A 24,961-nucleotide genomic window follows, 5' to 3' on the forward strand; every position below is an offset into this window, starting at 1 on the left:
GATGAACCGATGAAGATTGCCACCTGGAATGTGAACTCGCTCGGGGTGCGGCTGCCCCAGGTGCTGGACTGGCTGATAGCCAACCCCGTCGACATCCTGTGCCTGCAGGAACTGAAACTGACGAACGACAAGTTTCCGCTGGAGGTGTTGCAGCAGGCCGGCTATCACAGCGCCGCATTCGGCCAGAAGACCTATAACGGCGTGGCGATTCTCAGCCTGCATCCCCTGCAGGACGTGCGCCGCAATATCGAGGGATTCGAGGACGAGCAGTCCCGGGTCATCAGTGCCACGGTGCAGACCGGGCACGGCTCTTTAAGGGTGGTGAACGGCTATTTCGTCAACGGCCAGGAGCCCGGCAGCGAAAAGTTCGCCTACAAGATGCGCTGGCTTGACGCCCTCCGGGCGCAGGTCAAGGCCGAGATGGCGCTCCATGAGCAATTGGTATTGCTGGGCGACTTCAATATCACGCCGGATGACCGCGATACCTATGACCCCGTCGGTTTGCGTGAAACCATCCATCACACCAGTGAAGAACGACGGCATTTCCAGGACTTCATCACCCTGGGGCTGACGGACGCGTTTCGTTTGTTCGACCAGCCGGAGAAGAGTTTCTCGTGGTGGGATTACCGGATGCTGGGTTTCCAGAAGAACCGCGGCCTGCGCATCGATCACATCCTGGTGAGCAACGCACTGAAACCAAAGGTGGAATCCTGCATTGTGGACCGCGTACCGCGCAAGAACAAACAACCCAGCGACCACGCACCGGTGGTCGCCGAATTGAAGCTCTAGGCAACCCTGAAGCCGATCATTCGAGGCCCAGTTCCTGGATCTTGCGGGTAATGGTGTTGCGGCCGATACCCAGCCGTTGCGCCGCTTCGATGCGCCGGCCCCGGGTGCTCGCCAGTGCGGTCAGGATCAGGCGCGACTCGAAGCGGCGCGACAGCTGGTCCCACACATCGTTGTGGCCCTCGGAAAGCAGGGTAAGCGCCTCGGCTTCCAGGCCTTGCTCCCAGTTCGAAGCAGTCGGTGCACCCGCCAGCATGACGTCGACACCGCCGCCCTGCGCCGCCGCATGGGTGCCGGCTTCGGATGTAGGGAACGCTGCAGGAACGGCGGGCGCGGCATAAGACTGCGGTTGCGCCGCAGGCGACGCTACCGGCGAAGACATCGTCTGCGCAGCCAGGGGCGCTGCGGCCGGCGCAGGCTCGCTGCCTGAAACCTCCGGCGGCAGATCCTTGGATTCGATGACCTGCGCGGGCGCCATCACGGTCAGCCAGTGGCAGATGTTCTCGAGTTGTCGCACGTTGCCCGGAAAACCGAAAGTCGCAAGCCGCGCAAGCGCGCCGTCGGAAATTCGCTTGGGTTCGACACCCAGTTGCTTGGCGCTCTGCTGCAGGAAATGCCGGGTCAGCGCCGGGATGTCTTCCAGTCTTTCGCGCAGGGCCGGCAATCGCAGCCGGATGACGTTCAGGCGGTGGAACAGGTCTTCGCGGAATATGCCGTCCTTGACCCGCAGCTCGAGGTCCTGGTGGGTGGCGGCGATGACCCGCACGTTGGCCTTGACGGCGTTGTGACCGCCGACCCGGTAGAAATGGCCGTCGGACAGCACCCGCAGCAGGCGGGTCTGGAGGTCAAAGGGCATGTCGCCGATTTCGTCCAGAAACAACGTGCCGCCCTCGGCCTGCTCGAAGCGGCCGCGGCGCATGGTCTGCGCGCCGGTGAAGGCGCCTCGTTCATGGCCGAAGAGTTCGGATTCCAGCAGGTCCTTGGGGATTGCCGCGGTGTTGATGGCGACGAAGGGGCCGTTGGCGCGCGGCGAATGCTTGTGCAGCGCACGCGCCACCAGTTCCTTGCCCGAACCGGACTCGCCGGTGATCATCACCGTGACATTGCTTTGCGAAAGCCGTCCGATGGCGCGGAAAACGTCCTGCATGGCGGGTGCCTGGCCCAGCATTTCGGGCGTGGCGGCCATTCGCTCTTCGGCGATTTCCTCGCGCTGGCTTTCCTCGACGGCGCGGCGGATCAGCTCGACTGCCTTGGGCAGGTCGAAAGGTTTCGGCAGGTATTCGAAGGCACCGCCCTGGAAGGCCGACACGGCGCTGTCCAGGTCCGAGAAGGCGGTCATGATGATGACCGGCAGGCCCGGATGCTTGAGCTTGACCTTTTCGAGCAGGTCCAGACCCGAACCACCCGGCATGCGGATGTCGCTCACCAGGATCTGCGGGCCCTGATTTTCCGGGTCGTCTTCGCCGGCCTCTTCGAGAGCGGCCAGCACTTCGCGTGGATTGGTAAAGCTGCGGGTGGGGAGGTCCTCCCGCAGCAGGGCTTTTTCCAGCACGAAGCGGATGGATTGGTCGTCATCTACTATCCAGATCGGCTTCATGTCTTGCTCTTGGCCCTGTCGGTTATCGTTGTTGCTCAAATTTCACGGGAGCGGGATCAGCAGTTTGAAGTCCGTCTTCCCGGGGACGCTTTCGCATTCGATGAGTCCATGGTGCTGTTGCACAAAGGTCTGCGCCAGGGTGAGCCCCAGGCCCGAACCACCTTCGCGACCCGATACGAGCGGGTAGAAAATGCGGTCCTTGATCGATGCCGGAACGCCAGGTCCGTTATCGATCACATGCAATTCCAGTGCCAATCGGTATCGTTGCTTGCCGAAGGTGACTTGGCGCGCAATACGGGTCTTGAGCACGATGCGCCCTTCCCCGTCGGCGATACGTTCGGCCAGCGCCTGCGCTGCGTTGTGGGTGATGTTGAGCACCGCCTGGATGAGCTGTTCCCTATCGCCGCGAAACTCGGGGATGGAGGTGTCGTAGTCGCGCACTACCCGCAACCCCCGGGGGAATTCGGCCACGATGAGGGAACGCACCCGCTCGCACACTTCATGGATGTTGACGTCGCCCACCAGATGCGGACGACGGTGCGGCGCCAGCAGGCGGTCCACCAGCGCCTGCAGCCGGTCGGCCTCGTGGATGATGACCTGGGTGTATTCGATGAGGTCGCGCGACTCGATTTCCATCTGCAGCAGCTGCGCTGCGCCACGGATGCCGCCGAGCGGATTCTTGATTTCGTGGGCCAGGTTGCGGATGAGTTCCTTGTTGGCCTGCGTCTGGTCGATCAGGCGTTCCTCGCGGTCCTGTTTGGCCTGCTGCTCCATCGGCAGCAGTTCGATGACGATCTCGCCCTTCTGGTCGGTCGGCGCCACGATGACATGCACCGGCAGGGCTTCGTGGTTGGCACGCCGGATGGCGTCGTCGTAACGCAGGGCCGCGAACTCGTTGCCGACGGCACCGGTGAGTGCGTTGCGCAGCAGTTCGGGCTCGGTGAAGAAGTCGGCGACCGAATTGCCGACGATGGCACGGCGCGAAGTGCCGAGCGCATCTTCCAGCGCTGCATTGGCGAACAGCACGGCGCCGTCGGCTGCCACCACCGCCACCAGCGTGGCCAACAGGTCGAAAGACTGGTAGCGGACCGAACTGTCTTTCGGCGCACGTTTGCCGATGCCGGGAATTTTCAGGCTCATCAAGGGATTACCGATTCTGCAGGCGCGACAGCTCGCGCCGGATGCCGTCCATGTCGCTCTCGTTGCGGGCGATGGCCGCCTTGAGCTCAGCGACACGATCAAGATATTTCTGGTAGTTGCGGCTTTCGGCGCCCTGTCGCTCGGGTTCGCCGTTGTTGTATTCCTTCTGCAGCTCCGCCTGCCGCGCCTGCGCCCGGCGCAATTCGTTTTCGAGAATCGAGCGGGCGTCGGCGTCGCGCGCCTTCTGCTGGTCGTTGTCGATGCGGGCCGCGGCCGGGGGCGCCGTGACCACATTGCCGCCCGACGCACCGGAGCCACCTCCGCCGCCGCCGCCGCGGGTGCCTTGCACGATGGTGACATTGCCGCCTTCCATCGGCTTGCAATCGCGCTGCTTGGCAACCGTCGGATTGTTGGTGTATTCGTTGCCGCAGCGATAGATGCGGCCGTCCTGCGCCAGTGCCGTGGTCGACATGCCTGCGGCAAAAGCCGCGAGGCTGCCGACGGTCATAATTTTCAGAAGCTGCAATGCCTGGATCATCAAAAGTCGCTCCGCGTTTAGCCCGGCAGTATCGCGCCATTCATGCGGCGATGTGATGAACAACCCACATCATGAAAAAGGGCGGCCGAAGCCGCCCTTTCGAAGCATCACTGGCAGCCTGAAGCTTTACAGCGAGTAGTACATGTCGAATTCCACCGGATGGGTGGCCATGCGGAAGCGGGTGACTTCCTGCATCTTCAGGTCGATGTACGCGTCGATGTACGAATCGGTGAACACGCCGCCCTTGGTCAGGAAGGCACGGTCCTTGTCCAGGTGTTCCAGCGCCTGGTCCAGGCTGTGGCACACGGTGGGGATCAGCGCGTCTTCCTCCGGCGGCAGGTGGTACAGATCCTTGGTGGCGGCTTCGCCCGGGTGGATCTTGTTCTCGACGCCGTCCAGGCCAGCCATCAGCAACGCTGCGAAACCCAGGTACGGGTTCATCAGCGGATCCGGGAAACGTGCTTCGACGCGACGGCCCTTCGGATTGGCGACGAACGGGATGCGGATCGAGGCCGAACGGTTCTTGGCCGAGTAGGCCAGCTTGACCGGGGCTTCGAAGCCGGGAACCAGTCGCTTGTAGCTGTTGGTGCCGGGGTTGGTGATGGCGTTCAGGGCACGCGCGTGCTTGATGATGCCGCCGATATAGTACAGCGCGAAGTCGGACAGGCCTGCATAGCCGTCGCCGGCGAACAGGTTCTTGCCGTCTTTCCAGACCGACTGGTGCACGTGCATGCCGGAACCGTTGTCGCCGACGATGGGCTTGGGCATGAAGGTGGCGGTCTTGCCGTAGGCATGGGCCACGTTGTGGATCACGTACTTCTGCAACTGGACCCAATCGGCGCGCTGGATCAGCGTGCTGAACTTGGTGCCCAGTTCCATCTGGCCGGCGTTGGCCACTTCATGGTGATGCACTTCGACCGGGATGCCCAGGCCTTCCAGCACCAGGCACATTTCCGAACGCATGTCCTGGAAGCTGTCGACCGGCGGAACCGGGAAGTAGCCGCCCTTGACCGCCGGACGATGGCCGGTGTTGCCGTGTTCGTATTCCTTGTCGGTGTTCCAGGAAGCTTCTTCGGAGTCGATCTTGACGAAGCAGCCGGACATGTCGTTCTTCCAGCGCACGCTGTCGAAGACGAAGAATTCAGGTTCCGGTCCGAAGTAGGCGGTGTCGCCCAGGCCGGAAGCCTTCATGTAAGCCTCTGCGCGCTTGGCAAGCGAACGCGGATCACGTTCGTAGGCCTTGCCGTCGACCGGGTCGATGACGTCGCAGGTCAGGATCAGGGTGGGCTCTTCGAAGAACGGATCGATGTTGGCGGTATTCGGGTCGGGCATGAGCTGCATGTCCGAGGCTTCGATGCCCTTCCAGCCAGCGATGGAAGAACCGTCGAATGCATGGCCGGAAACGAACTTGTCTTCGTCAAAGTGCGAAACCGGCACGGTGACGTGCTGTTCCTTGCCGCGGGTATCGGTGAAACGGAAATCAACGAACTTGATTTCGTTCTCTTTCACCATCTTCATCACGTCTGCGACGGTCTTGGCCATCAGGAATCTCCAGAAAGTTGAATGCGCGTTAGAAAGGCTAGCACCAGAAGCTGTTGCAGTTTCTGTGCCAAAGCTGGTGCACACAGGCTGCACACGGCACCGGATTGTGCCTTCGCTTGCTCACGGGTTTCAGGTGGCAGGACCTCTGCCGTCTGTAAAAGTCGCCGGATTCGCACCAAATTGGAAACCCGAGCAAGAACCAAATTGGTGCCGGCTCAGCGCACCATTTCGGGGCCGAGTTTCATGCCGAGGACATGCAAGCCGGCCAACAGAGCCGGATAGGCGGCGCGGGCCGCCGCCGCTTCGCCCTTGACTCCAAGCTCGATATGCCGGCCGTGCACCGGATGGTCCACGCTGGGCAGGCTGAACACCTTCACGCTGGCGTGATCGGCTTCGAGGCGAACCATCAACGGCGTGAGGAGTGATTCCATCGCGCCGTACACCACCACCGACCGCTCCTCGAAAGCCACGCGGTGGAACAGGTGGGCATAGTGCTGGTCCAGCACCCACTCCATCATCGGCCAGGCCATCACCGGGAAACCGGGGACGAAATGCACCTGGCCACCGGCCGGACCGGTGCAGGAAAAACCAGGAATCTTGTTGTAGGGATTGGGAATGATGCTGGCGTGTTCCGGAAACACACCCATGTTCAGCCGATGCAGGTTGTCTGCGCGCTCGGGCTGGAACTCTTCGCCTGCCTCACGCGCCGTGTCCTGCATGCGCTCGCGGATCAGGGCCTCGGCCTGCGGATGCAGCACCAGCGACTGGCCGAGCGCACGGGCGGCGGACTGGCGGGTGTGGTCGTCGGGCGTCGCGCCGATGCCTCCGCAGCTGAAAACCACTTCGGCATTCGAAAAGGCGCGCTCGAGCGTGGCGGTGAGGCGATCGGGGTTGTCGCCCACGTAATCGGCCCAGGAAAGCTGAAGGCCGCGCGCCGATAGCAGCTCGATGAGCTTGGGCATATGTTTGTCGGCGCGTTTGCCCGACAGGATTTCGTCGCCGACGATGATCAGGCCGAAGGCGGTGGGGGTTGGCTGAGAAGTCATCCGGCCATCGTAGCCGGAGCCGACGACCAACGCCCCCGGTGGACGAACCGCCGGCTCAACCCCTGCCGAACAAGCGCTTCACGCCCAGCCATTGCTGCGACCAGAAACCTTCGCCGTAGTCGCGCACCCGCCCATGCTCGTCGGGCTCGACCTGGTCGCGAATGCCGGTGGGGTCGAAACGGATGGTGAAGTCCGCGGTGCGAAACAGAATGTCCCACCACGGCAGCAGCACCCCGAAATTGCAGCCGCCCAGCACCGTGCCGACCGGCGGAATGCCGTCGCCCTCATGGCCGCCGCGAGGACTGCTGCGGGCCGCGGCATCGTCGGTCGCCAGGGGCCATTCGTGGCCGATGCCGATGTTGTGGTGGCGCCGGTGAAACCGCGGACTCACCCAGAGACGCTCGCCGATCCGCCCGAACCACATCCGCAGGTTGGCATGCTGCAGGCTTTCGCTCAGCTGGCTGATGACCACCACCACGATGAACTGACTGGGCTGCACGCCGATCAGTTGGGCCACCACGACCACGATGGCGTCGTGCAGAACCGCATCGATCAGGTGGTTGCGGTTGTCGCTCCACATGGTCATCTGGCGTTGCGAATGGTGCAGCGCATGCAGCTTCCACCACCAGTCCAGCTGGTGCTGGCCCCGGTGGATCCAGTACTCGAGGAAGTCGAACACGACGATGTAGAGCAGCAAGCTGACCCATGCGATGTCGGTGACGCCCGGCCACAGGTCGTCGATCTGCCAGGTGTGCAGGCCCTGCACCCGAAGCCAGCCGAACGCGTCGTCGAACAGGGGCTGCACCGCCAAAAACAGGACCACCCTGAAAAGCCCGACGCGGTAGATCAGGGTGTAGAGGATGTCGACCCGGATCGCCCGCCGGTCGCGCACCGGCTCAGCCGGCCGCCAGCGTTGCAGGGGCCCGATGAGGGCCACCAGCACCAGCACCTCGATCAGCCCGATCAGCAGCCAGCCGGTGCCGTCATAAGCGTCTTCGATCATGCTGGACATGCCCAGCAGGAACATCGCCGGCTGTACCACCGCTTCGAAGAGCCATTGCTGGGCGGATGAAAAAACGTTCGCGAAAAAATCCATGTGCAGTGGAGTCGGCAGACCCCGATTCGGTTCAACTGGCTGTGGCAAATCCGATGTCGGCGCAGCGTTTGCCCGACACCAGAAAGTGGCCGGATCATATTCCCTGGCAAGACGCCATAGGCCGAGAGGCTCCGTAGGCAGAATCTCGCACAGATGTAACACTGCGAACGCATTGATATGCGAATCACAGGAGAACGAGTGGGGCAGATTATTTTTATCGCGGCTTTGTTTATCGGCGCCATCGTTCTCGCATTCATGATGGTGGCCACGGCCACCAGCACCGTTCAGGTTGCGAAACGCTGGGAGGGGGGAATATTGCAATATTTCTTTTATGCGCTGTTCATCAGCAACAGCCTGATGACACTGCTCTCCGGCCGCGATTTGAGCGGGCTGGACCCGTCCATGCCGGAAACCGGCGGAAGCCCGGTGATGGCGTGGAGCATTCGATTGACCTCCCTGTTCTTGTTGCTGGCGGCCCTGGATCAATGCGTGAGGTTCTTCAGGAAAAAACCAGACATCGAGCCGGCTCGCGCAGTGCTTGCCCTTGGCGTCCTTTTGTTGTGGTTATCCAATATCGTCGCACCGGCGTTCTGGTCTGCACATCCGACCGGGTTCAATTACACCTGGGCATATCAGCCGGTCCTCATCGTCGGGCTTTTGTGCCTGACGGCAGAAAACGGCAGCGCAGTAATCCGCCATTGCAGAAACGCGATCACCCTGTTTTGTTATCTCAGCCTAGTGCTGGCCGTGGTGCATCCATCCTGGGTCATCGACACCAATTACATGAGAGGTTTTGTGACCGGATTACCTCGACTCAGCGGCATGGCGACCCATCCGGTCACTATGGGAATGATCGCGGCGACCGGTGTCTGGTGTCTGGCGTATGCGCCGTTCCGCTCGCGGAAGATGACGATACCGGCCTTGCTGATCTGTCTGGCAGCACTTGTGCTGTCGCAATCCAAAACAACCTGGGTCGCATTCGCCCTGGGTCTGCCCGTGGTGATCTTCTACCACCAGCGCGCCGTCAGGGTGACCGACGTTGCAGCACGCAGCACAAGTGTCATGTTCGCCGCGGGTTGCGTCGCTGCCATGCTGCTGGTCCTGGCCCTGCTGGCACTGCTGACGCTGGGTGTGGTGGATGACCAGTTGGGGCAGTTTGTGCATTCCGCATTGGGCGCCCAGATGTTCAGCCTGACCGGACGGGACATTATCTGGAATATTGCGCTGGACGAATGGCAGCGCTCGCCCATCTTCGGTTATGGTCCGAATCTATTCGATACGAGTTATCGAATGCGTATCGGCATGCTGTTTGCCACCGATGGACATAATCAATTCTACGATGCGCTCGCCCGTTCGGGCATGGTAGGCGCAGCTGGCGCCGGCATTTACAGTGCCATCATCGCGTGGGCGGGCTTGCGTTACAGTAATGCTTCCCGGGGATTGAGCCTGATCCTGTCGATTTCATTGCTGGTCCGGACCGTCAGCGAAGTGCCCTTCGTGTTGACCGTCACCAACCTGAACGACACGGCGCATTACCTGCTGATATGTGTGATCGTGAGCTGCCTGCGCACCCGCCCAGAACGTCGAGCCGTAGAGAAAAAACGCGAGGAGTCGTTCCCCTCGGCTTTCAGACATTGCTGAATTTATGATGCCGGCTGCGTCGATCATCATGCCGGTCTATAACAAGGCAGACTATCTGCCGGCAGCGCTTGATTCCATTTTTTCGCAGTCTTGTGCAGATTTCGAATTGATCATTATCGACGACGGGTCGAACGACGGGAGTCCGAAGATATTAGCCGACATCGGCGACCAACGCGCCAGAATCATAACCCAGAAAAATTCGGGAGTTTCAAGCGCACGCAATCGGGGAATTCAACTCGCGCGGTCTCCCATCGTCTTGTTCTTCGACGCCGACGACTGGATGCATCCGGATTATCTCCATTACCATTTGCAAACCATCGCCAATCACCCCGGCAATGTTTTTTTCGCGTCGGCATTCAAACGTTTCCCTGCCCGTGAAAATTCACCCGGGCCTTACCAGGCGGTGACCGACGCACCGGCTATCGTCGTATCGGACTTGCCGCGGGCATGGATGACGGGCCAGACCTTCATCACCAGTTGTGTCGCGGTGCGGCGTTCTGCGCTCATGGACGAGCCGTCGTGGTTTCCGGTAGGCGAATCTTTCGGCGAGGACATGGACCTGTGGCTGAGGCTTGCCGAAAGACATGCACTGGTGCTGCTGCCGCAGGCGCTGATCGGCTATCGCGAAGACGCCGTGGGCAGCCTGACCAGCATGAAGTCGACGACCGCCCTGCCGGCCTACATCGGCCGCCTGGAAACTCGTGCGCAGTCCATGCCACGCGGATCGGGGCTACGCCTGTCGACCTTGAATTACGCCGCCGATGCCCGCATCAGCCTGGCACGCCACCTGATGGCGCAGGGCCTGCGCCTGAAAAGCGCGCGGGCACTGCTTGCGGCCCTGCCGCGAGGCTTTTGCCGACCGCGTTGGTGGGTGACCCTGGCGATGGGGGCGCTCTTTCCTCGGAACGCGGTCAGCGCGTGGGAGCGATACCGGATCGCCCGGACTCAAAAGCGGATCTGATGCAGCGCACCCGGTCAGGGGTGCGCCTTGATCCAGGCCTGGTAGTCGGGGTGATCTCGCAAGGTGGCGAAACACATGCCTCGCTGTTTCAGCCCTTCGATGAGCGGTTCGAGGTTGGCCGGAGCCCAAGGGTCCTTGCGTGACCAGATACCCAGATGCGCCAGCAGGATGTCGCCCGGCCGGATGGTGCGCAGGGCCTTGGCCAGCAACGCCTGGTTGGTGAATGTCTCGCTGGGAAGTTCATCCCCCAGGAAACCGGCAGCCGACCAGCCGACGTGCGCGTAACCGCACTGGCGTGCGGCAGCGATCAGCGCCGGCGAGGTCTTGCCGCCGGGCGCACGGAACAAGGGAAGTGGCTTGCGGCCGGTGATGGCCTGCAGCCGGTCTGCGGATCGACGGATCTCGGCACAGTAGCCGGCGGCATCGACGACGGACTGCTGGCCGGTCTGCGGCCCGGCGGACGGGCGAAGCTTGAAACGAACCGGCTGGCCCGGAACGTCGCCCCGCCAATAGGCGTGGTCATAGGTATGCGAGGCGAATTCGTGGCCTTCGGCCGCCCGCGCCTTCCACCAGGGGGCCCAGTGGTCACCCAAGCTGCCGTCGCCTTCCATGGTCGGCTCGTTGGCCGCGAAGAAGGTGACATGCACCTGCTGCCGCTTCAGCACGTCCGCCACCAGCGGCGCGACGCCCATGTGGCCGGTGTCCAGCGTCAGGTAGACCGGTTTGTCGCAGGTGGCGGCGCCGACACCTGCGCAGGCCACCGCCAGCAGGAGCCCGAGGACCCGCACCGGCGGCCTAGCGGCGGGCATGGTCCAGCGTCCAGACGCCGTGGGGGGAGCGACCCACGGGAACCTGGAGCGCCACCTTGGATGTGACGGTGTCGATGATGGTGAATTTCTTGGCCCAGCGCGAGGTCACCAGGATGAAACGACCGTCCGCCGTGAGGTCCATGCAGTCCGGGCCGCCGGGGGCTGGATAGCTGGCCAGCACGGTCTGGGTCTGCATGTCGATCTTGCTGATGGTGTTGGCAACACGGTTGCTGACGAACAGGTGCCGGCCGTCGCCCGCGCTGCGGAAGGCATGGGCGCCGCGACCGGTGGGGATCTTCTTCAGGAACCTGGGCGCGGGGCCGCCGACGTCATAGACCTCGACGCCGTCGCCACCGGTCAGGCCGAGGAACAGGGTGCGGTCGTCGGGCGCAACGAACACATCCGCCGGCATGGCGCCGGTCTTGGTGCGCCAGCGAATGGTCTGGGTCGCCATGTCGATGGCGACCAGTTCGTCGCTGTCCTGCATCGACGAATACAGCGTCGTGCTCTTGCTGTCGATGAAAAGATGGCTGGGCGTCTTGGCAGTCGCCACACGTTTGGCCAGGGTGAAGTCCTGGCCGTCCCAGCGGTAGATGTCGACGTGGTTCAGGCGGTTGGCCGCGGTGACGAACCACTTCATGTCCGGCGAGAACTGCAGCTGGTACGGGTCGACGATGCCACGCACGGTGCGCTGGACCTGGGCGGTGCGCGGATCGAGGAAGGTCAGCGAATCGGACAGCGCATTGGCCACGATGAGCGACTTTTCGTCCGGCGTCAGGTAGAGGTGATGCGGTTCCTTGCCGGTCGGAATGCGCTCTTTTTCGGTCCAGGTGACCGGGTCGATCACGCTGACGCTGGCGTCGAGCGAATTGAGCACGAAAACCGGCGTGCGCAGGACCGGCAGCGGCGGCTGGGCAGCCGGACCGGCCGCTTGCGCATAGGCACAGAAAACAGCACTGGAAAGGGCCAGTGCAACCAGCGCGGCAGCGCGGCGAACAAAAAGGCGGGCGATCGGCATCGAATGGCGCTCAGGAGCGCGTTTGGCAGGGCAACACGGGAGTGTAAGGGGGCGGGCAAAAAGGAAAATACCCGCAGAGGTAACCGGTGATCGACGAGATTCGACCCGGGCCTGGGTGAATCGTTCCAGGCTTCAGCGACTCTTGAGCAAGGCCAGGTCTTCAGGCTGCAACCAGCGCCATTGGCCGGGCGCCAGGTCCGCCGGCAGGACCAGGTCGCCGATCTGCGACCGATGCAGCCCTTCGACCCGGTTGCCGACCGCAGCCAGCATGCGTTTGACCTGGTGGTACTTGCCCTGCGTCAGCGTGAGCTTCAGATGGCACGAAACACCGGGTTCACCCACGATCTCGCAGGCCGCGGCGCTCACCGGCCTGGGGTCGTCGTCCAGAACCACGCCGGCCAGCAGGCGGCTGACCTGGTCTTCGTCCAGCGGATGTTTGGCCGCGACCTCGTAGACCTTGGGCAGGTGGTGTTTGGGCGAGGCCATGCGGTGGATGAACTGGCCGTCGTCCGACATCAGCAGCAGGCCGGTGGTGTCCTGGTCGAGCCGGCCGATGGCCTGCACGCCCTGTACGGCACCCTTGGCCGGGCGCTGCCGCAACGGCGGCTGCAGCAATGTGTAGATGCTGGGATAGGTCGACGGCTTCTGCGAACACTCGGTGCCGGCCGGCTTGTGCAGCATCAGGTAGGCCTTGGTGTGGACTTCCCAGTCTCGGCCCTGCACCCGCAGGCGCAGGCCTTCGGGGTCCATGTCCTCGACCGAGTTGCGGCACACGACGGCACTATCGCCCTGCCCCACGGCCACCAGGCCCTGCTGCACCATGCCCGTACAAACGCGGCGGGTGCCGAAGCCTTGCGAAAAAAGAATGTCCTGAAGCTGCATGAGACCTGTCGGATGCGGTGGGCCTGCGACTGCCTGCGGCTACGCCACCCAAAACGCGCAATTTAACCGATGTCCCCCGCCGCGCCGGCGCGGCGGCTTGTCTTGCAGCGCGGCGCGGTTTCGTTCCCGGGATGCAGGCGTTTCCGCCTACTTCATGTTTGCCGGTGCGCCCATGGTTCGCGCCGTTCACCGGTCAGACCATTCCGGAATTCGCATGGTTGCGAACCAAACAACGTGGAGGCCGGCACCCGGCTACTCCCCTAATGCCACGACTCCACCATGACCGATAAAACCGTGTTGTTCATGCTTCACGCACTAGGCTCCAGCGCAGATGCCTGGAACTCCGTAATCGCCTCTCTCGACCCCGGCTTCGAAGCCATCCCGATCGATCTGCCGGGCTTCGGCCAGCAGCGCGAATCTGTCGAATCCGGTGTCGTCGGCATGGCCGACCATGTCGCGGCGGTCGTACGCAAACGCGGCGCCGCCCGGTGGCTTCTGGTCGGCCACAGCATGGGCGGCAAGATTGCTTCGATCATCGCGTCCAGGGCCCTGGCGGGCGAACCGGGGCTGTTCGGACTGGCGGGCGTGGTGTTGCTGGCGGCATCGCCGCCATCACCCGAGCCGATGGACGAAAGCCGGCGCCAGAAGATGATCGGCTGGGCGGCCCACGGCCCGCTCGGCGACGCCGCGGCCAGGGAATTCGTGGATGCCAACGTCGGCAGTCCCCTTGATCCACAGGCCTACCGTCTGGCCCGGGAAGACCTCAGGCATGCGTCTCCGCAAGCCTGGCTCGGCTGGCTCGAACGCGGCAGCCGAGAGGATTGGACCGCCCAGGTCGGAACGCTGGACCTGCCGGCGCTGATCATCGTCGGCGGGTCCGACGGCGACCTGGGAGAAGCTGGCCAGCGCGAGACCAATGCGCTCGTCTACCCCCGCTCCACCATCGTGGTCGAACAAGGAGCCGGCCATCTGCTGCCCCTGGAACGGCCGGCCGAGGTGGCAGCGCGCATCGCATCCTTCTGGCACGGCGAAGCTGGCAACGGGCCTGCCGTCCCGCAGCCCTACGCCCGCCTGATCGCTTCTTCACGGGTCAGCCGCAGGGTGCGTGCCGCATTGGCGCGCCGGGCGATTTCCGATGACCCCGCCTACACGCCTCGCGCCCTCACTTCCCTGCAGCTGGAGACATTGCGTCTGGTCGCCGATTGCGTGCTTCCACAAATCGGGCTACCGATCGATCTGGCCGCACGCCTCGATGCCCAGCTCGCATCGGGCAAGGACGATGGTTGGCGTTTCGCGGACATGCCGCCGGACCTGCAGGCGTATGCCGCCGCACTGGACGGTCTGGCCGGTTTTGGCAACCTGACCGGCGAGCAGAGGCATGCGCAGCTGACCCGGCTGGACCACGGTGAATTCGCAGTCGCAGCCTTGTCCGCGCGGCAGATGAAACTTTGGTTCGAGGACCTGCGTTCGGACCTGGTGCGGATCTGGACAGCCCATCCGGCGACCATGGCCAGCATCGGTTTCGACGGTTTCGCCAACGGAGGCGACGGTGTCCGCAAGCAGGGCTTCGAACGTCTCGGTGCTGACCAGCGTGAAGCCTGGGAACCGATGATGGAGGCAGCACGATGAATCTCGAATCCATGCGCCGCTACGGCGAAAACGAGGTGGTCGACGCGGTGGTGATCGGCACCGGTGCCGGCGGTGCGCCGTTGCTGGCAAAACTCGCCGCACGTGGCTTGCGGGTGGTCGCGCTGGAAGCAGGCCGCAACTGGGAGCCAGGCGAGCACACGGCTGACGAGACGGAGGGCTGCGACATCAACTGGATGGAAGAACGCCTGAGCGCCGGCACGACCCCGACCGCCTTCGGTGCCAACAACAGCGGCTCGGGAGTCGGCGGATCCACCCTGCACTGGGGCGCCTTCACGCCCCGGCCCGACCCGCGCGACATGGCCCTGCGTTCGACCACCGGCGAGGGACACGACTGGCCGATGTCGCATGCCGAACTGGTGCACTACATCGAGCAGGTCGAGCGTTTCATCGGCGTCTCCGGACCTGCCCGCTATCCCTGGGACCCCGCGCGCACCTACCCCTTGCCACCCGTCCCCCGCAACGCGTCGGCCGACATGATGGCGCGTGGTTGCGCCGCACTCGGCATCGCCACCGCGGATGCGCCTGCCGCGCTGGTATCGCGCGACTGGCGTCAACAGGGTGCGGGCCTGCGTCAGGCCTGCGTGAACTGCGGCTCCTGTCACCAGGGTTGTCGAAACGCCGCCAAGGCGAGCATGGACACGACCTACCTGCCGATGGCGGTCGCCCACGGAGCCGAGATCCGCGCCGAATGCCGGGTATTCGGCATCGAGCGTGACGCCGTCGGACGCGTGAGCGCGGTGTCGTACCGCCATGACGGCATCGAGCATCGTCAGCGGTGCTCGGCGCTGTTCGTCTGCGCGGGTGGCATCGAGACACCACGACTGCTGCTGCACACCGGGCTGGCCAACGGCAGCGGGCAGGTCGGCCGGAATTTTCTAGCGCACGGTGCCACCCAGGTCTGGGGGCGTTTTGACACCGAGATGCGTTCCCACCGCGGTTATCCGTCCTCGCTGCTGACCGAAGACCTGCTGCGCCCGGCGGATGCGGATTTCGCGGGCGGTTATCTCATCCAGAGCCTGGGCGTCATGCCGGTCACCCTGGCGAATTCGATGGCCCGGGGTGCCGGACTGTGGGGGAAGCCGCTGGTCGATGCCATGCATGGCTACCGCTTCATGTCGGGGGTCGGCATCAACGCCGAATGCCTTCCGGCCGCAGGCAACCGGCTGGAACTGTCGAGCGAGCTCGATGCCTTCGGCATGCCCAAGGCGGTCGTCAGTTTCAGTGTCGGCGACAACGAAAAGGCCATCGACCGCCATGCGACCCGCGTCATGCAAAACATCGTCGAAGCCGCAGGCGCCAAGGACACGGTGGTGTTGTCGCGCACTGCACACACCATCGGCACCTGCCGCATGGGCCGCGACAGGGAGACCGCGGTGGTCGATGCCGACGGCCGCAGCTTCGACATCGACAATCTCTGGATATGCGACAACTCGGTCTTTCCCAGTGCGCTGGCGGCAAACCCTGCGCTGACCATCATGGCGTTGTCCTTGCGTACCGCGGACCGGTTCCTGGCCGGGTGAGGCTATGGAACAGGACACGGATAACTAGAATCCTCCGATGCTCTCGATTCACGCCGACACCTCCCATGTCATTCAGCTCGCCGTGGGGCCGGCGTTCATGCTTGCGGCGATCGGCGGCACGCTGACCATCCTCACGAATCGACTGGCCCGCATCAACGACCGGACCCACAAACGTCGTGAAGACCGCGAAACGGCAGATGCCAACGGCAAGTCGGACGAATCCCGGCGTGCCGATATCGACGTCGAACTGGCAACACTGAACCGACGGGCGCGCATCATCAATGCGGCGGTCACCGCGGGTTCGGCATGCGCCATCGTGGTTTGCCTGCTGATCGGCTCCCTTTTCGTGGCGAACGAACTCGAGATCGATTTCGACCGGCCGGTAGCCGTGCTTTTCATCGTGGCGATGCTGACCCTGATCGCGACCTACCTGCTCATGCTGGTCGAGATCTTCGTCGCGCAGCGAAGCATCAACCCCACCTGACAGCCAGCCAGGCGATCACCACCAAGGCGACGAACGCCGCCCGCCGTTCCGGCATTCCAGACAGTCACGATCATCGACTGCGCGATATCTGCAGGGTTGCCCGAGGCACGCGCCGAAGCGTCTGAAAAAGGGTTGCGGTTCCTCCGAAGGCCAGCCCCCAGCACGCGATGCTCGGCAGCAGATCACCGGCAAGTTCCGCGCGATGCCGGTCCACCAGATGCCGGCCAGCCCCCACTCCGAAAACCAGCAGCGCAGTGTCGATGGTGAGCAACAACCTGGAGGACGAATCTGTTTTGCGGAGCGCGAACTGGGGATCGCCTGCCTGCCTGCCGGAATTCTCCGCACGCGAGGGATTGGCAGCAGGCCGGCCAAGGCACAAGAGCAGAGACCCAAAGAAAAACGCCAATGGTTTCCCATTGGCGTTCATCGTTTCAGGTGGTGGAGCTGGGGGGATTTGAACCCCCGTCCGCAAGCCTTTTCCGAGCAGATCTACATGTTTAGCGAGTTGATTTAAATCTCATGGCAAGAGTCGCGCAGTCGCACGCTACACCTGTCACCAGTACCCTTGGATCTCGATCCTTTCCCAAGGTACCCGGGAGGAATCCAGCCTACTGAGGTTACCCCGCTGCCAGACTGCTGGATTGCTCCATCAACCTGGCCCAGTCCGTAGACAAACTGGTGCGAGACCGTCGCCGAGGCGACGGAAGGTTCTTATGGCTTAAGCAGCGATGGCCATACGGCCATCGTTGGATGCTTCAGCGAACTTGAACCCGGTGCTTTTTGCGTTGGCAATTAGCTTGATTCGGTAATTTTTACGAGCACACCGAGCTCGACATGCACCACAACGGATCCGAACCCACGTCGAAACCAATGCAGCCCCTAAGCCGGCTATTTTAGTCCGTATCCAGCAACTTCAAGAGTGTTTGCGGAGAATCTGCGATTGCCTGTGCGCCCCAGTCACCGATCGCGGTGGCGCTGCCGAGGTATCCCCACGCAGCGGCGACCGTGCCCATGCCGGCTGCCAGCCCCGCGACGATGTCTCTTTCATCATCTCCCACATAGATGCAGTGGTCGGGATCGACCTCCATCAGGCGGCACGCCTCTAGCAAGGGTGCCGGGTGCGGCTTGGCATGCGGCGTGGTGTCGCCGCTGACGGCGACCGCCGCATTCGCCAGGGCGGGCAGCATACCGAGCAGGGGAATGGTGAAGCGCTTCGACTTGTTGGTCACGATGCCCCAGGACAATCCACGGGCTTCGAGCGCAGCAATCATCTCGACCACACCCTCGAAAAGGCTGCTGTCCCGCGTCATGCGTTTTTCGTATCTCTGGAAGAACTCTTCGCGCATGGCAGGAAAGTCGGCATGCTCGGGCGCCATGCCGAAAGCCACAGCCAGCATGCCGCGTGCACCTGCGCCACACATGGGGCGATAACGGTCCAGCGGCAAGGATTCGAGACCGCGTTCCACACGCATCTCGTCGACCGCACCGCCCAGATCCGGCGCACTGTCAATCAAAGTGCCGTCCAGGTCGAAAAGCACTGCGCGGATGTTCTGGAACATGTCAGGAGGCCTTCGCGGCGACGATCGCCGCCGGACGGCGCGTGGCGATCATGTAATTGACGCTGGTGTCGTCGTTGAGTTTGTAGCGGCGATTGATCGGGTTGTATTCCAGCCCGCGCGAAGCTTCCATGTCTAGGCCGGCAGCTCGGGCAAAACCCGCCAGTTCGCTGGGACGGATGAGCCGTGCATATTCGTGGGTGCCGCGCGGCAGCATGCGCATAAGGTATTCAGCCCCGACGATTGCCATCAGGAACGACTTGGCGTTGCGGTTGATCGTGGAAAAGAACACCCAGCCACCAGGCTTGACCAAGGCGGCGCATGCCTTCACGACCGATGCCGGGTCTGGAACGTGTTCGAGCATTTCCATGCAGGTCACCACATCGAACGTGCCGGGTTGCTCGGATGCCAACGCCTCGGCACTGATGTTTCGATATTGAACATTCGGCGTGCCGGCCTCCAGCGCATGCAATTTGGCGACCTTCAGGGATTTTTCAGCGAGGTCCACCCCCAGCACATTGGCGCCGCGTCGCGCCATGGCATCGGCCAGGATGCCGCCGCCACAGCCGATATCCACTACTTTCTGGCCAGCCATCGGCGCGAGTGATTCGATCCAGCCGAGGCGCAATGGGTTGATCTGATGGAGCGGGCGAAATTCGCTCTCCGTATCCCACCAACGATGCGCCAATTCAGAAAACTTGGCCAGTTCGGCCGGATCGACATTCAGATGTTCTTGCATGCGTTCATTTTCCCATGGGCATAAAAAAAAGGCCCGCAGGACAAGCCTGCGGGCCTTTTTCTTTAATCCTGTTACGGATTACTTGGCGCGGGTACCGACCACTTCGATTTCCACGCGACGGTTCTTGGCGCGGCCTTCGGCGGTCTTGTTGTCCGCGACTGGCTGCTTCTCGCCCTTGCCTTCGGTGTAGACGCGGTTCTTCTCTATGCCCTTGGACACAAGATAAGCCTTGACTGCTTCCGAGCGACGGACCGACAGCTTCTGGTTGTAGGCATCGGTGCCGACGGAGTCGGTGTGACCCACGGCGATGATGACTTCCAGATTCATGTCCTTGGTCTTGGTGACCAGTTCGTCAAGCTTTGCCTTGCCTTCTGGCTTCAGCACGGACTTGTCGAAGTCGAAGAACGCGTCAGCAGCGAAGGTAACCTTGCTGGAGATCGGAGCTGCCGGCACGACGGCAGGAGCCGGTGCGGGAGCAGCAGGGACCACAGCGGGAGGAGCCATCGGTGCAGGAGCAGGAACCAGAGCGCCGTCGCAGCCGACAGCTGCGGTAGCGGGGGTCCAGCTGGCATCACGCCAGCACAGTTCGTTCGTACCGTTCTTCCAAACGAGTTCGCCCGTGCCGTTCTTCCAGTTGTCCACGACGTTGCCGCCGTTTGCAGCCGTCACACCGGTCGTCTGAGCGCCGGCGGCGGTGGCGACCGCAGCGACTGCAAACAACATCGCCACTTTGTTGAGTTTCTTCATGGTTCTCCTCTTGGGGAAAAAGCCGCAGCCGCGCTGCGATCCTGTACGTTCACGTTCTCAGTGACCATCACCAAAAACGCTGAAAAAGATTGTGCCATAGCGGTTTCCTGAGTCGTTGCCAAAACGGTACGGATGCCGTAGGACTGCAGCGCATTTCCCCTACGATGTTGCAAGTTTGCGACAGCGTGGGCTTGACCGTAAAATCGCAGGTTTTCCGCTCGCCTGTTCGCACTGCTCACATATGACATCCTTCGCCAAGGAAACGCTGCCGATCAGCCTCGAAGAGGAAATGCGTCGCAGCTATCTCGATTACGCCATGAGCGTGATCGTCGGTCGCGCGCTTCCCGATGCACGTGACGGCCTCAAACCCGTCCATCGCCGCGTGCTGTTCGCCATGCACGAGCTGAACAACGACTGGAACCGCCCTTACAAGAAGTCGGCCCGTATCGTCGGCGACGTGATCGGTAAATATCACCCGCATGGCGACAGCGCGGTGTACGACACCATCGTTCGTATGGCGCAGGACTTCTCCCTGCGCCATATGTTGGTGGATGGCCAGGGCAACTTCGGCTCGGTCGACGGCGACAACGCCGCGGCCATGCGTTACACCGAAATCCGACTGTCGAAGATCGCCCACGAGATGCTGGGCGACATCGACAAGGAAACCGTCGATTTCGTTCCCAACTACGACGGCAGCGAACAGGAACCGGCGGTGCTGCCGAGCAAGCTGCCCAACCTGCTGGTGAACGGTTCGTCCGGCATCGCGGTGGGCATGGCGACCAACATTCCACCGCACAACCTGAATGAGGTGGTGGATGCCTGCCTGCATCTGCTCAAACATCCGGACGCGACCATCGACGACCTGATGGAGATCATTCCGGCGCCCGATTTCCCGACCGCCGGCATCATCTACGGCATCGAGGGCGTGCGCGAGGGCTACCGCACCGGCCGCGGCAAGGTGGTGATGCGCGCCAAGTGCCACTTCGAAGACATCGACCGCGGCCAGCGCCAGTCGATCATCGTCGACGAGTTGCCCTACCAGGTGAACAAGAAGACCCTGCAGGAACGCATGGCCGAGCTGGTTCACGAGAAGAAGATCGAAGGCATCAGCCACATCCAGGACGAATCCGACAAGTCGGGCATGCGGCTGGTGATCGAACTCAAGCGGGGCGAAGTGCCCGAGGTGGTGCTGAACAACCTCTACAAGCAGACTCAGCTCCAGGACACCTTCGGCATCAACATGGTGGCGCTGGTGAACGGCCAGCCGCGCCTGTGCAACCTGCGTGAACTGATCGCCGTCTTCCTGCAGCACCGCCGCGAGGTGGTGACGCGCCGTACCGTTTTCGAACTGCGCAAGGCGCGCGAACGCGGCCATGTGCTGGAAGGCCTGGCGGTCGCGCTGGCCAACATCGACGAATTCATCCGCATCATTCGCGAATCGCCCACGCCACCGGTGGCCAAGGCCGAGCTGATGACCCGTTCGTGGGACAGCCAGTTGGTGCGGGAGATGCTCACCCGCAGCCGCGCCGACGGCGGTGTGATCAACGCCGACGACTATCGCCCCGAGACACTGGAAGCCGGCCTGGGCATGGGCTCCGACGGCCTCTACCGCCTGTCCGAAGTGCAGGCGCAGGAAATTCTGCAGATGCGCCTGCAGCGCCTGACCGGCCTCGAACAGGACAAGATCGTTGCCGAATACAAGGACGTGATGTCGGTCATCGAAGACCTGCTCGACATTCTGGCGCGTCCCGAGCGGGTGTCTACCATCATTGGTGAAGAACTCGGCCACATCCGCGCCGAATTCGGCCAGACCAAACTCGGCGCGCGCCGCAGCCTGGTCGAACACAGCTCCTTCGACCTATCGACCGAAGACCTGATCACGCCGACCGACATGGTGGTGACGTTGAGCCACGGCGGCTATATCAAGAGCCAGCCGCTTGGCGAATACCGGGCGCAGAAGCGCGGCGGACGCGGCAAGCAGGCGACCGTCACCAAGGAAGACGACTGGATCGACCAGCTCTTCATCGCCAACACGCACGACTACATCCTGTGCTTTTCCAACCGCGGCCGGCTGTACTGGCTGAAAGTCTGGGAAGTGCCCTCCGGCTCACGTGGTTCGCGTGGTCGTCCGATCGTCAACATGTTCCCGCTCCAGGAAGGCGAGAAGATCAATGTGGTGCTGGCACTGACAGGCAAGTTCCGCAGTTTCCCGGCCGACAACTATGTCTTCATGGGCACCCGAATGGGTACCGTGAAGAAGACTGCCCTGGACGAGTTCGACAACCCGCGCAAGGGCGGGATCATCGCCATCAACCTCGACGAGGGCGACTACCTGGTGGGCGCCGCGCTGACCGACGGCACACACGACGTGATGCTGTTCAGCGACGGCGGCAAGGCAGTGCGTTTCGACGAATCCGATGTGCGCCCCCTGGGCCGCAACACCCGCGGCGTGCGCGGCATGGACCTGCCTGAAGGCCAGTCGGTCATCGCCATGCTGGTGGCCGAGGACGAGCAGCAGAGCGTGCTGACCGCCACCGAGAACGGCTATGGAAAACGGACCTCGATCACCGAGTACACCCGCCACGGCCGCGGCACCAAGGGCATGATCGCCATCCAGCAGAGCGAGCGCAACGGCAAGGTCGTGGCAGCCACGCTGGTGCATGCCGACGACGAGATCATGCTGATCACCGACCGCGGCGTGCTGGTGCGTACCCGGGTCGCCGAAATCCGCGAACTCGGCCGCGCCACACAAGGCGTGACACTGATCGGGCTGGACGAGGGTTCGCGCCTGTCGGGCCTGCAGCGCATTGTCGAAAACGATGTGGCTGCGGTGGCCGAAGGGGCCGAGAATGCCGACGGCGCCGAGAACACGGACGCACCAGACGCTCCTGCTGAATGATCCGGGCCGGCGCCCTTCGCGGCGCCGGTGTTTCGACTGAACCTCCAGCGTCGCGCGACAACTCGTCCCCGACGCCTTTTTTTTCTGTCCGCATCCGATGAATCGTCCCTACAACTTTTCCGCCGGCCCCGCGGCCATCCCTGAAGAAGTGCTGAAGCAGGCGGCGGCCGAAATGCTCGACTGGCACGGCAGCGGCATGAGCGTGATGGAGATGAGCCACCGCGGCAAGGAATTCGTCTCGATCTATGAAAAGACCGAGGCCGACTTCCGCGCCCTGATGTCGGTCCCGTCGAACTTCAGGATCCTGTTCATGCAGGGTGGCGGCCTGGCCGAGAACGCCATCGTGCCGATGAACCTGTCGCGCGGCGGAACGGTCGACTTCGTGGTCACCGGCAGCTGGAGCCAGAAGTCGGTGAAGGAAGCACGCAAATACGCCACGGTGAACGTCGCGGCCGGCAATGAAGCCGATGGCCACCGGAGCATTCCCGACCCGGCCGGCTGGAAACTCAGCGCCGACGCCAGCTATGTGCATATCTGCAGCAACGAAACCATCCACGGCGTCGAATTTCAGCAGTTGCCCGACCTGGCCGCTCTGGGCAGCAAGGCACCGCTGGTGATCGATTTCTCGTCGCACGTGGCGTCGCGCCCGGTCGACTGGAGCAAGGTCGGCCTGGCCTTCGGCGGCGCCCAGAAGAACCTCGGCCCGGCCGGCCTGACCCTGGTGGTGGTCCGCGAAGACCTGCTCGGCCACGCCCTGTCGATCTGCCCCAGCGCCTTCGACTACAAGACCGTGTCGGAACACGAGTCGATGTTCAACACGCCGCCCACCTGGGGCATCTACATCGCCGGCCTGGTGTTCGACTGGCTGCGCCGCCAGACCCACGGCGAGCTGACCGGCATCCAGGCGATGGAAGCCCGCAACACGGCCAAGGCCAGGCTTCTGTACGACTTCATCGACGGCTCGCAGCTGTATGTCAACCCGATCGACGCAGCCGTGCGATCGCGCATGAACGTGCCTTTCCTGCTGCGCGACGAAAGCCGCAACGACGCGTTCCTGGCCGGTGCCAAGGCTCGCGGCCTGCTGCAGCTCAAGGGCCACAAGTCGGTCGGCGGCATGCGCGCCAGCATCTACAACGCGATGCCGATCGAAGGTGTCCAGGCGCTGGTCGATTACCTGCGTGATTTCGAGAGCAAACAAGCATGAGCAACGCATTGCCCCCGGACCTGACGCTGGCCCAGTTGCGCGAGCGCATCGACGCGCTCGACAGCCAGTTGCTGCGCCTGGTGAACGACCGGGCGCTGGTGGCCGAAGCCGTCGGCGAACTCAAGAAACGCGAGGGCACGCCATTCTTCCGGCCGGACCGGGTCGCCCAGGTCATCGAAAAGATCCAGACCGCCAACCCCGGACCGCTGAAAAGCCAGCATGTGGCCGCCGTATGGCGCGAGATCATGTCGGCCTGCCTGGCGCTCGAATCGCCGCAGCGCGTGGCCGTGCTGGGTCCTGAAGGCACCTTCACCGAACAGGCGGCCATCGAATTCTTCGGTGGCGCAGCCGACATGCTGTATTGCGCCAACTTCGACGAGGTGTTCCACGCCACCGCTGCCGGCAGCACGCAATACGGCGTGGTGGGCGTCGAGAACTCGGTCGAAGGTGTCGTGACCCGCGTGCTGGACCTGTTCCTGCACACGCCATGCCATATCGTGGGCGAAGTCAGCATGCTGATCCGCCACAACCTGCTGCGCACCGCCAATTCGCTCCAGGACATCGAGGTCGTGCTGGCACATCCTCAGGCGCTGGCGCAGTGCCAGGGCTGGCTGTCCAAGCACCTGCCGCATGCCGAGCGCCGCCCGGTTTCCAGCAATGCCGAAGGTGCGAGGCTGGCCGCCACCAACCCGGCCTGGGCCGGAATCGCCAGCGAGCGCGCCGCCACCCAGTTCGGCCTGCACATCGTGGCCCACGCCATTCAGGACGACGCCTACAACCGCACCCGGTTCGCGGTGATCGCACTGCCGCAGACCCTGGCCATGCCGCCGGCAACCGGTCGCGACTGCACCAGTCTGGTGGTGTCCGTGCCCAATCAGCCGGGCGCTGTGCACGACTTGCTGGTGCCGCTGAAGAACCATGGCGTGTCCATGACCCGTTTCGAGTCTCGCCCCGCCAAGACCGGGCAGTGGGAGTACTACTTCTATATCGACCTCGACGGCCATCCGTCACAGCCCAACGTGGCCGCGGCACTGGAAGAACTGCGCTCTCTCTGCGCCTTCTACAAGGTGCTGGGCGCCTACGCAGTCGGCGCATGACGGCCGGCA

The 24,961-nt window shown here is 63.1% G+C and carries 22 protein-coding genes and 1 other RNA gene; 9 read left to right on the forward strand and 14 right to left on the reverse strand.

What is annotated here, in order from left to right:
• Positions 1 to 9 precede the first annotated feature (9 nt).
• Positions 10 to 789 carry an exodeoxyribonuclease III gene (gene xth, locus AC3ANW_RS16380; protein ID WP_488341910.1) on the forward strand — a complete coding sequence of 260 codons (780 nt, stop codon included), beginning with the start codon at positions 10 to 12 and terminating at the stop codon, positions 787 to 789.
• Between the two features lie 16 nt (positions 790 to 805).
• On the opposite strand, the gene ntrC is transcribed toward xth, so the two are convergent.
• From ntrC to AC3ANW_RS16410, 6 genes are all read right to left on the reverse strand, one after another.
• Positions 806 to 2,383 (reverse strand): nitrogen regulation protein NR(I), encoded by a 1,578-nt coding sequence (gene ntrC / locus AC3ANW_RS16385; protein ID WP_488341911.1) that lies wholly within the window; start codon positions 2,381 to 2,383, stop codon positions 806 to 808.
• Between the two features lie 42 nt (positions 2,384 to 2,425).
• Positions 2,426 to 3,523 carry a nitrogen regulation protein NR(II) gene (gene glnL / locus AC3ANW_RS16390; RefSeq protein ID WP_488341912.1) on the reverse strand — a complete coding sequence of 366 codons (1,098 nt, stop codon included), beginning with the start codon at positions 3,521 to 3,523 and terminating at the stop codon, positions 2,426 to 2,428.
• Positions 3,524 to 3,530: 7 nt separating this feature from the next.
• Entirely contained in the window at positions 3,531 to 4,031 is a 501-nt protein-coding gene (locus tag AC3ANW_RS16395) for a hypothetical protein (RefSeq protein ID WP_488345444.1), read from the reverse strand.
• Between the two features lie 156 nt (positions 4,032 to 4,187).
• Positions 4,188 to 5,603, reverse strand: a complete 1,416-nt coding sequence (gene glnA, locus AC3ANW_RS16400) for a type I glutamate--ammonia ligase (protein ID WP_488341913.1) — start codon at positions 5,601 to 5,603, stop codon at positions 4,188 to 4,190.
• Positions 5,604 to 5,818: 215 nt separating this feature from the next.
• Positions 5,819 to 6,649, reverse strand: a complete 831-nt coding sequence (locus AC3ANW_RS16405; RefSeq protein ID WP_488341914.1) for a competence/damage-inducible protein A — start codon at positions 6,647 to 6,649, stop codon at positions 5,819 to 5,821.
• 55 nt (positions 6,650 to 6,704) lie between these two features.
• Complete coding sequence (locus AC3ANW_RS16410) at positions 6,705 to 7,745, reverse strand: sterol desaturase family protein (protein ID WP_488341915.1); 1,041 nt, start codon at positions 7,743 to 7,745, stop codon at positions 6,705 to 6,707.
• A gap of 198 nt (positions 7,746 to 7,943) precedes the next feature.
• On the opposite strand from AC3ANW_RS16410, the gene AC3ANW_RS16415 reads away from it, so the two are divergent.
• Positions 7,944 to 9,386: an O-antigen ligase family protein gene (locus tag AC3ANW_RS16415; protein ID WP_488341916.1), complete on the forward strand. Its 1,443-nt coding sequence runs from the start codon at positions 7,944 to 7,946 to the stop codon at positions 9,384 to 9,386.
• A gap of 4 nt (positions 9,387 to 9,390) precedes the next feature.
• Complete coding sequence (locus AC3ANW_RS16420) at positions 9,391 to 10,347, forward strand: glycosyltransferase family 2 protein (RefSeq protein ID WP_488341917.1); 957 nt, start codon at positions 9,391 to 9,393, stop codon at positions 10,345 to 10,347.
• Between the two features lie 14 nt (positions 10,348 to 10,361).
• On the opposite strand, the gene AC3ANW_RS16425 is transcribed toward AC3ANW_RS16420, so the two are convergent.
• The 3 genes from AC3ANW_RS16425 to AC3ANW_RS16435 all read right to left on the reverse strand — a co-directional run bounded on the left by AC3ANW_RS16425 (position 10,362) and on the right by AC3ANW_RS16435 (position 13,056).
• A complete protein-coding gene (locus tag AC3ANW_RS16425) occupies positions 10,362 to 11,156 on the reverse strand; it encodes a polysaccharide deacetylase family protein (RefSeq protein ID WP_488341918.1) in 795 nt (264 codons plus the stop codon).
• Positions 11,143 to 12,174 carry a YncE family protein gene (locus AC3ANW_RS16430; RefSeq protein WP_488341919.1) on the reverse strand — a complete coding sequence of 344 codons (1,032 nt, stop codon included), beginning with the start codon at positions 12,172 to 12,174 and terminating at the stop codon, positions 11,143 to 11,145. Before AC3ANW_RS16430 ends, AC3ANW_RS16425 begins: the two co-directional genes overlap by 14 nt.
• 132 nt (positions 12,175 to 12,306) lie before the next feature.
• The gene (locus AC3ANW_RS16435; RefSeq protein WP_488341920.1) at positions 12,307 to 13,056 is read right to left on the reverse strand and encodes a 16S rRNA pseudouridine(516) synthase; all 750 of its coding nucleotides are present in this window, start codon (positions 13,054 to 13,056) and stop codon (positions 12,307 to 12,309) included.
• Between the two features lie 279 nt (positions 13,057 to 13,335).
• On the opposite strand from AC3ANW_RS16435, the gene AC3ANW_RS16440 reads away from it, so the two are divergent.
• Genes AC3ANW_RS16440 through AC3ANW_RS16450 form a run of 3 tightly spaced genes read left to right on the forward strand, consistent with a single transcriptional unit; the run spans position 13,336 to position 16,710 of the window.
• A complete protein-coding gene (locus tag AC3ANW_RS16440) occupies positions 13,336 to 14,685 on the forward strand; it encodes an alpha/beta fold hydrolase (protein WP_488341921.1) in 1,350 nt (449 codons plus the stop codon).
• Positions 14,682 to 16,226 carry a GMC family oxidoreductase gene (locus tag AC3ANW_RS16445; RefSeq protein ID WP_488341922.1) on the forward strand — a complete coding sequence of 515 codons (1,545 nt, stop codon included), beginning with the start codon at positions 14,682 to 14,684 and terminating at the stop codon, positions 16,224 to 16,226. The genes AC3ANW_RS16440 and AC3ANW_RS16445 overlap by 4 nt, the downstream gene beginning before the upstream one ends.
• Positions 16,227 to 16,263: 37 nt before the next feature.
• The gene (locus AC3ANW_RS16450) at positions 16,264 to 16,710 is read left to right on the forward strand and encodes a DUF2721 domain-containing protein (protein WP_488341923.1); all 447 of its coding nucleotides are present in this window, start codon (positions 16,264 to 16,266) and stop codon (positions 16,708 to 16,710) included.
• 70 nt (positions 16,711 to 16,780) lie between these two features.
• Here the strand turns inward: AC3ANW_RS16450 and AC3ANW_RS16455 are convergent, their stop codons facing one another.
• From AC3ANW_RS16455 to ompA, 5 genes are all read right to left on the reverse strand, one after another.
• Positions 16,781 to 17,137, reverse strand: coding sequence for a hypothetical protein (locus AC3ANW_RS16455; RefSeq protein ID WP_488341924.1), 357 nt, complete (start codon positions 17,135 to 17,137; stop codon positions 16,781 to 16,783).
• 9 nt (positions 17,138 to 17,146) lie between these two features.
• Positions 17,147 to 17,590, reverse strand: a transfer-messenger RNA (tmRNA) gene (gene ssrA / locus AC3ANW_RS16460).
• A gap of 13 nt (positions 17,591 to 17,603) precedes the next feature.
• Entirely contained in the window at positions 17,604 to 18,269 is a 666-nt protein-coding gene (gph, locus tag AC3ANW_RS16465) for a phosphoglycolate phosphatase (RefSeq protein ID WP_488341925.1), read from the reverse strand.
• A 1-nt stretch (position 18,270) separates the two neighbouring features.
• Positions 18,271 to 19,005 carry a bifunctional 2-polyprenyl-6-hydroxyphenol methylase/3-demethylubiquinol 3-O-methyltransferase UbiG gene (gene ubiG, locus AC3ANW_RS16470; RefSeq protein WP_488341926.1) on the reverse strand — a complete coding sequence of 245 codons (735 nt, stop codon included), beginning with the start codon at positions 19,003 to 19,005 and terminating at the stop codon, positions 18,271 to 18,273.
• 78 nt (positions 19,006 to 19,083) lie between these two features.
• The gene (gene ompA / locus AC3ANW_RS16475; protein ID WP_488341927.1) at positions 19,084 to 19,752 is read right to left on the reverse strand and encodes an outer membrane protein OmpA; all 669 of its coding nucleotides are present in this window, start codon (positions 19,750 to 19,752) and stop codon (positions 19,084 to 19,086) included.
• 241 nt (positions 19,753 to 19,993) lie between these two features.
• Between ompA and gyrA the strand changes: the two genes are divergently transcribed.
• From gyrA to pheA, 3 genes are all read left to right on the forward strand, one after another.
• Positions 19,994 to 22,651 carry a DNA gyrase subunit A gene (gyrA, locus tag AC3ANW_RS16480; RefSeq protein ID WP_488341928.1) on the forward strand — a complete coding sequence of 886 codons (2,658 nt, stop codon included), beginning with the start codon at positions 19,994 to 19,996 and terminating at the stop codon, positions 22,649 to 22,651.
• 97 nt (positions 22,652 to 22,748) lie between these two features.
• Positions 22,749 to 23,855, forward strand: a complete 1,107-nt coding sequence (gene serC, locus AC3ANW_RS16485; RefSeq protein WP_488341929.1) for a 3-phosphoserine/phosphohydroxythreonine transaminase — start codon at positions 22,749 to 22,751, stop codon at positions 23,853 to 23,855.
• Positions 23,852 to 24,952 carry a prephenate dehydratase gene (gene pheA / locus AC3ANW_RS16490; protein WP_488341930.1) on the forward strand — a complete coding sequence of 367 codons (1,101 nt, stop codon included), beginning with the start codon at positions 23,852 to 23,854 and terminating at the stop codon, positions 24,950 to 24,952. The genes serC and pheA overlap by 4 nt, the downstream gene beginning before the upstream one ends.
• Positions 24,953 to 24,961: the final 9 nt, after the last annotated feature.

Source organism: Xylophilus sp. PBN-3R (assembly GCF_057747805.1).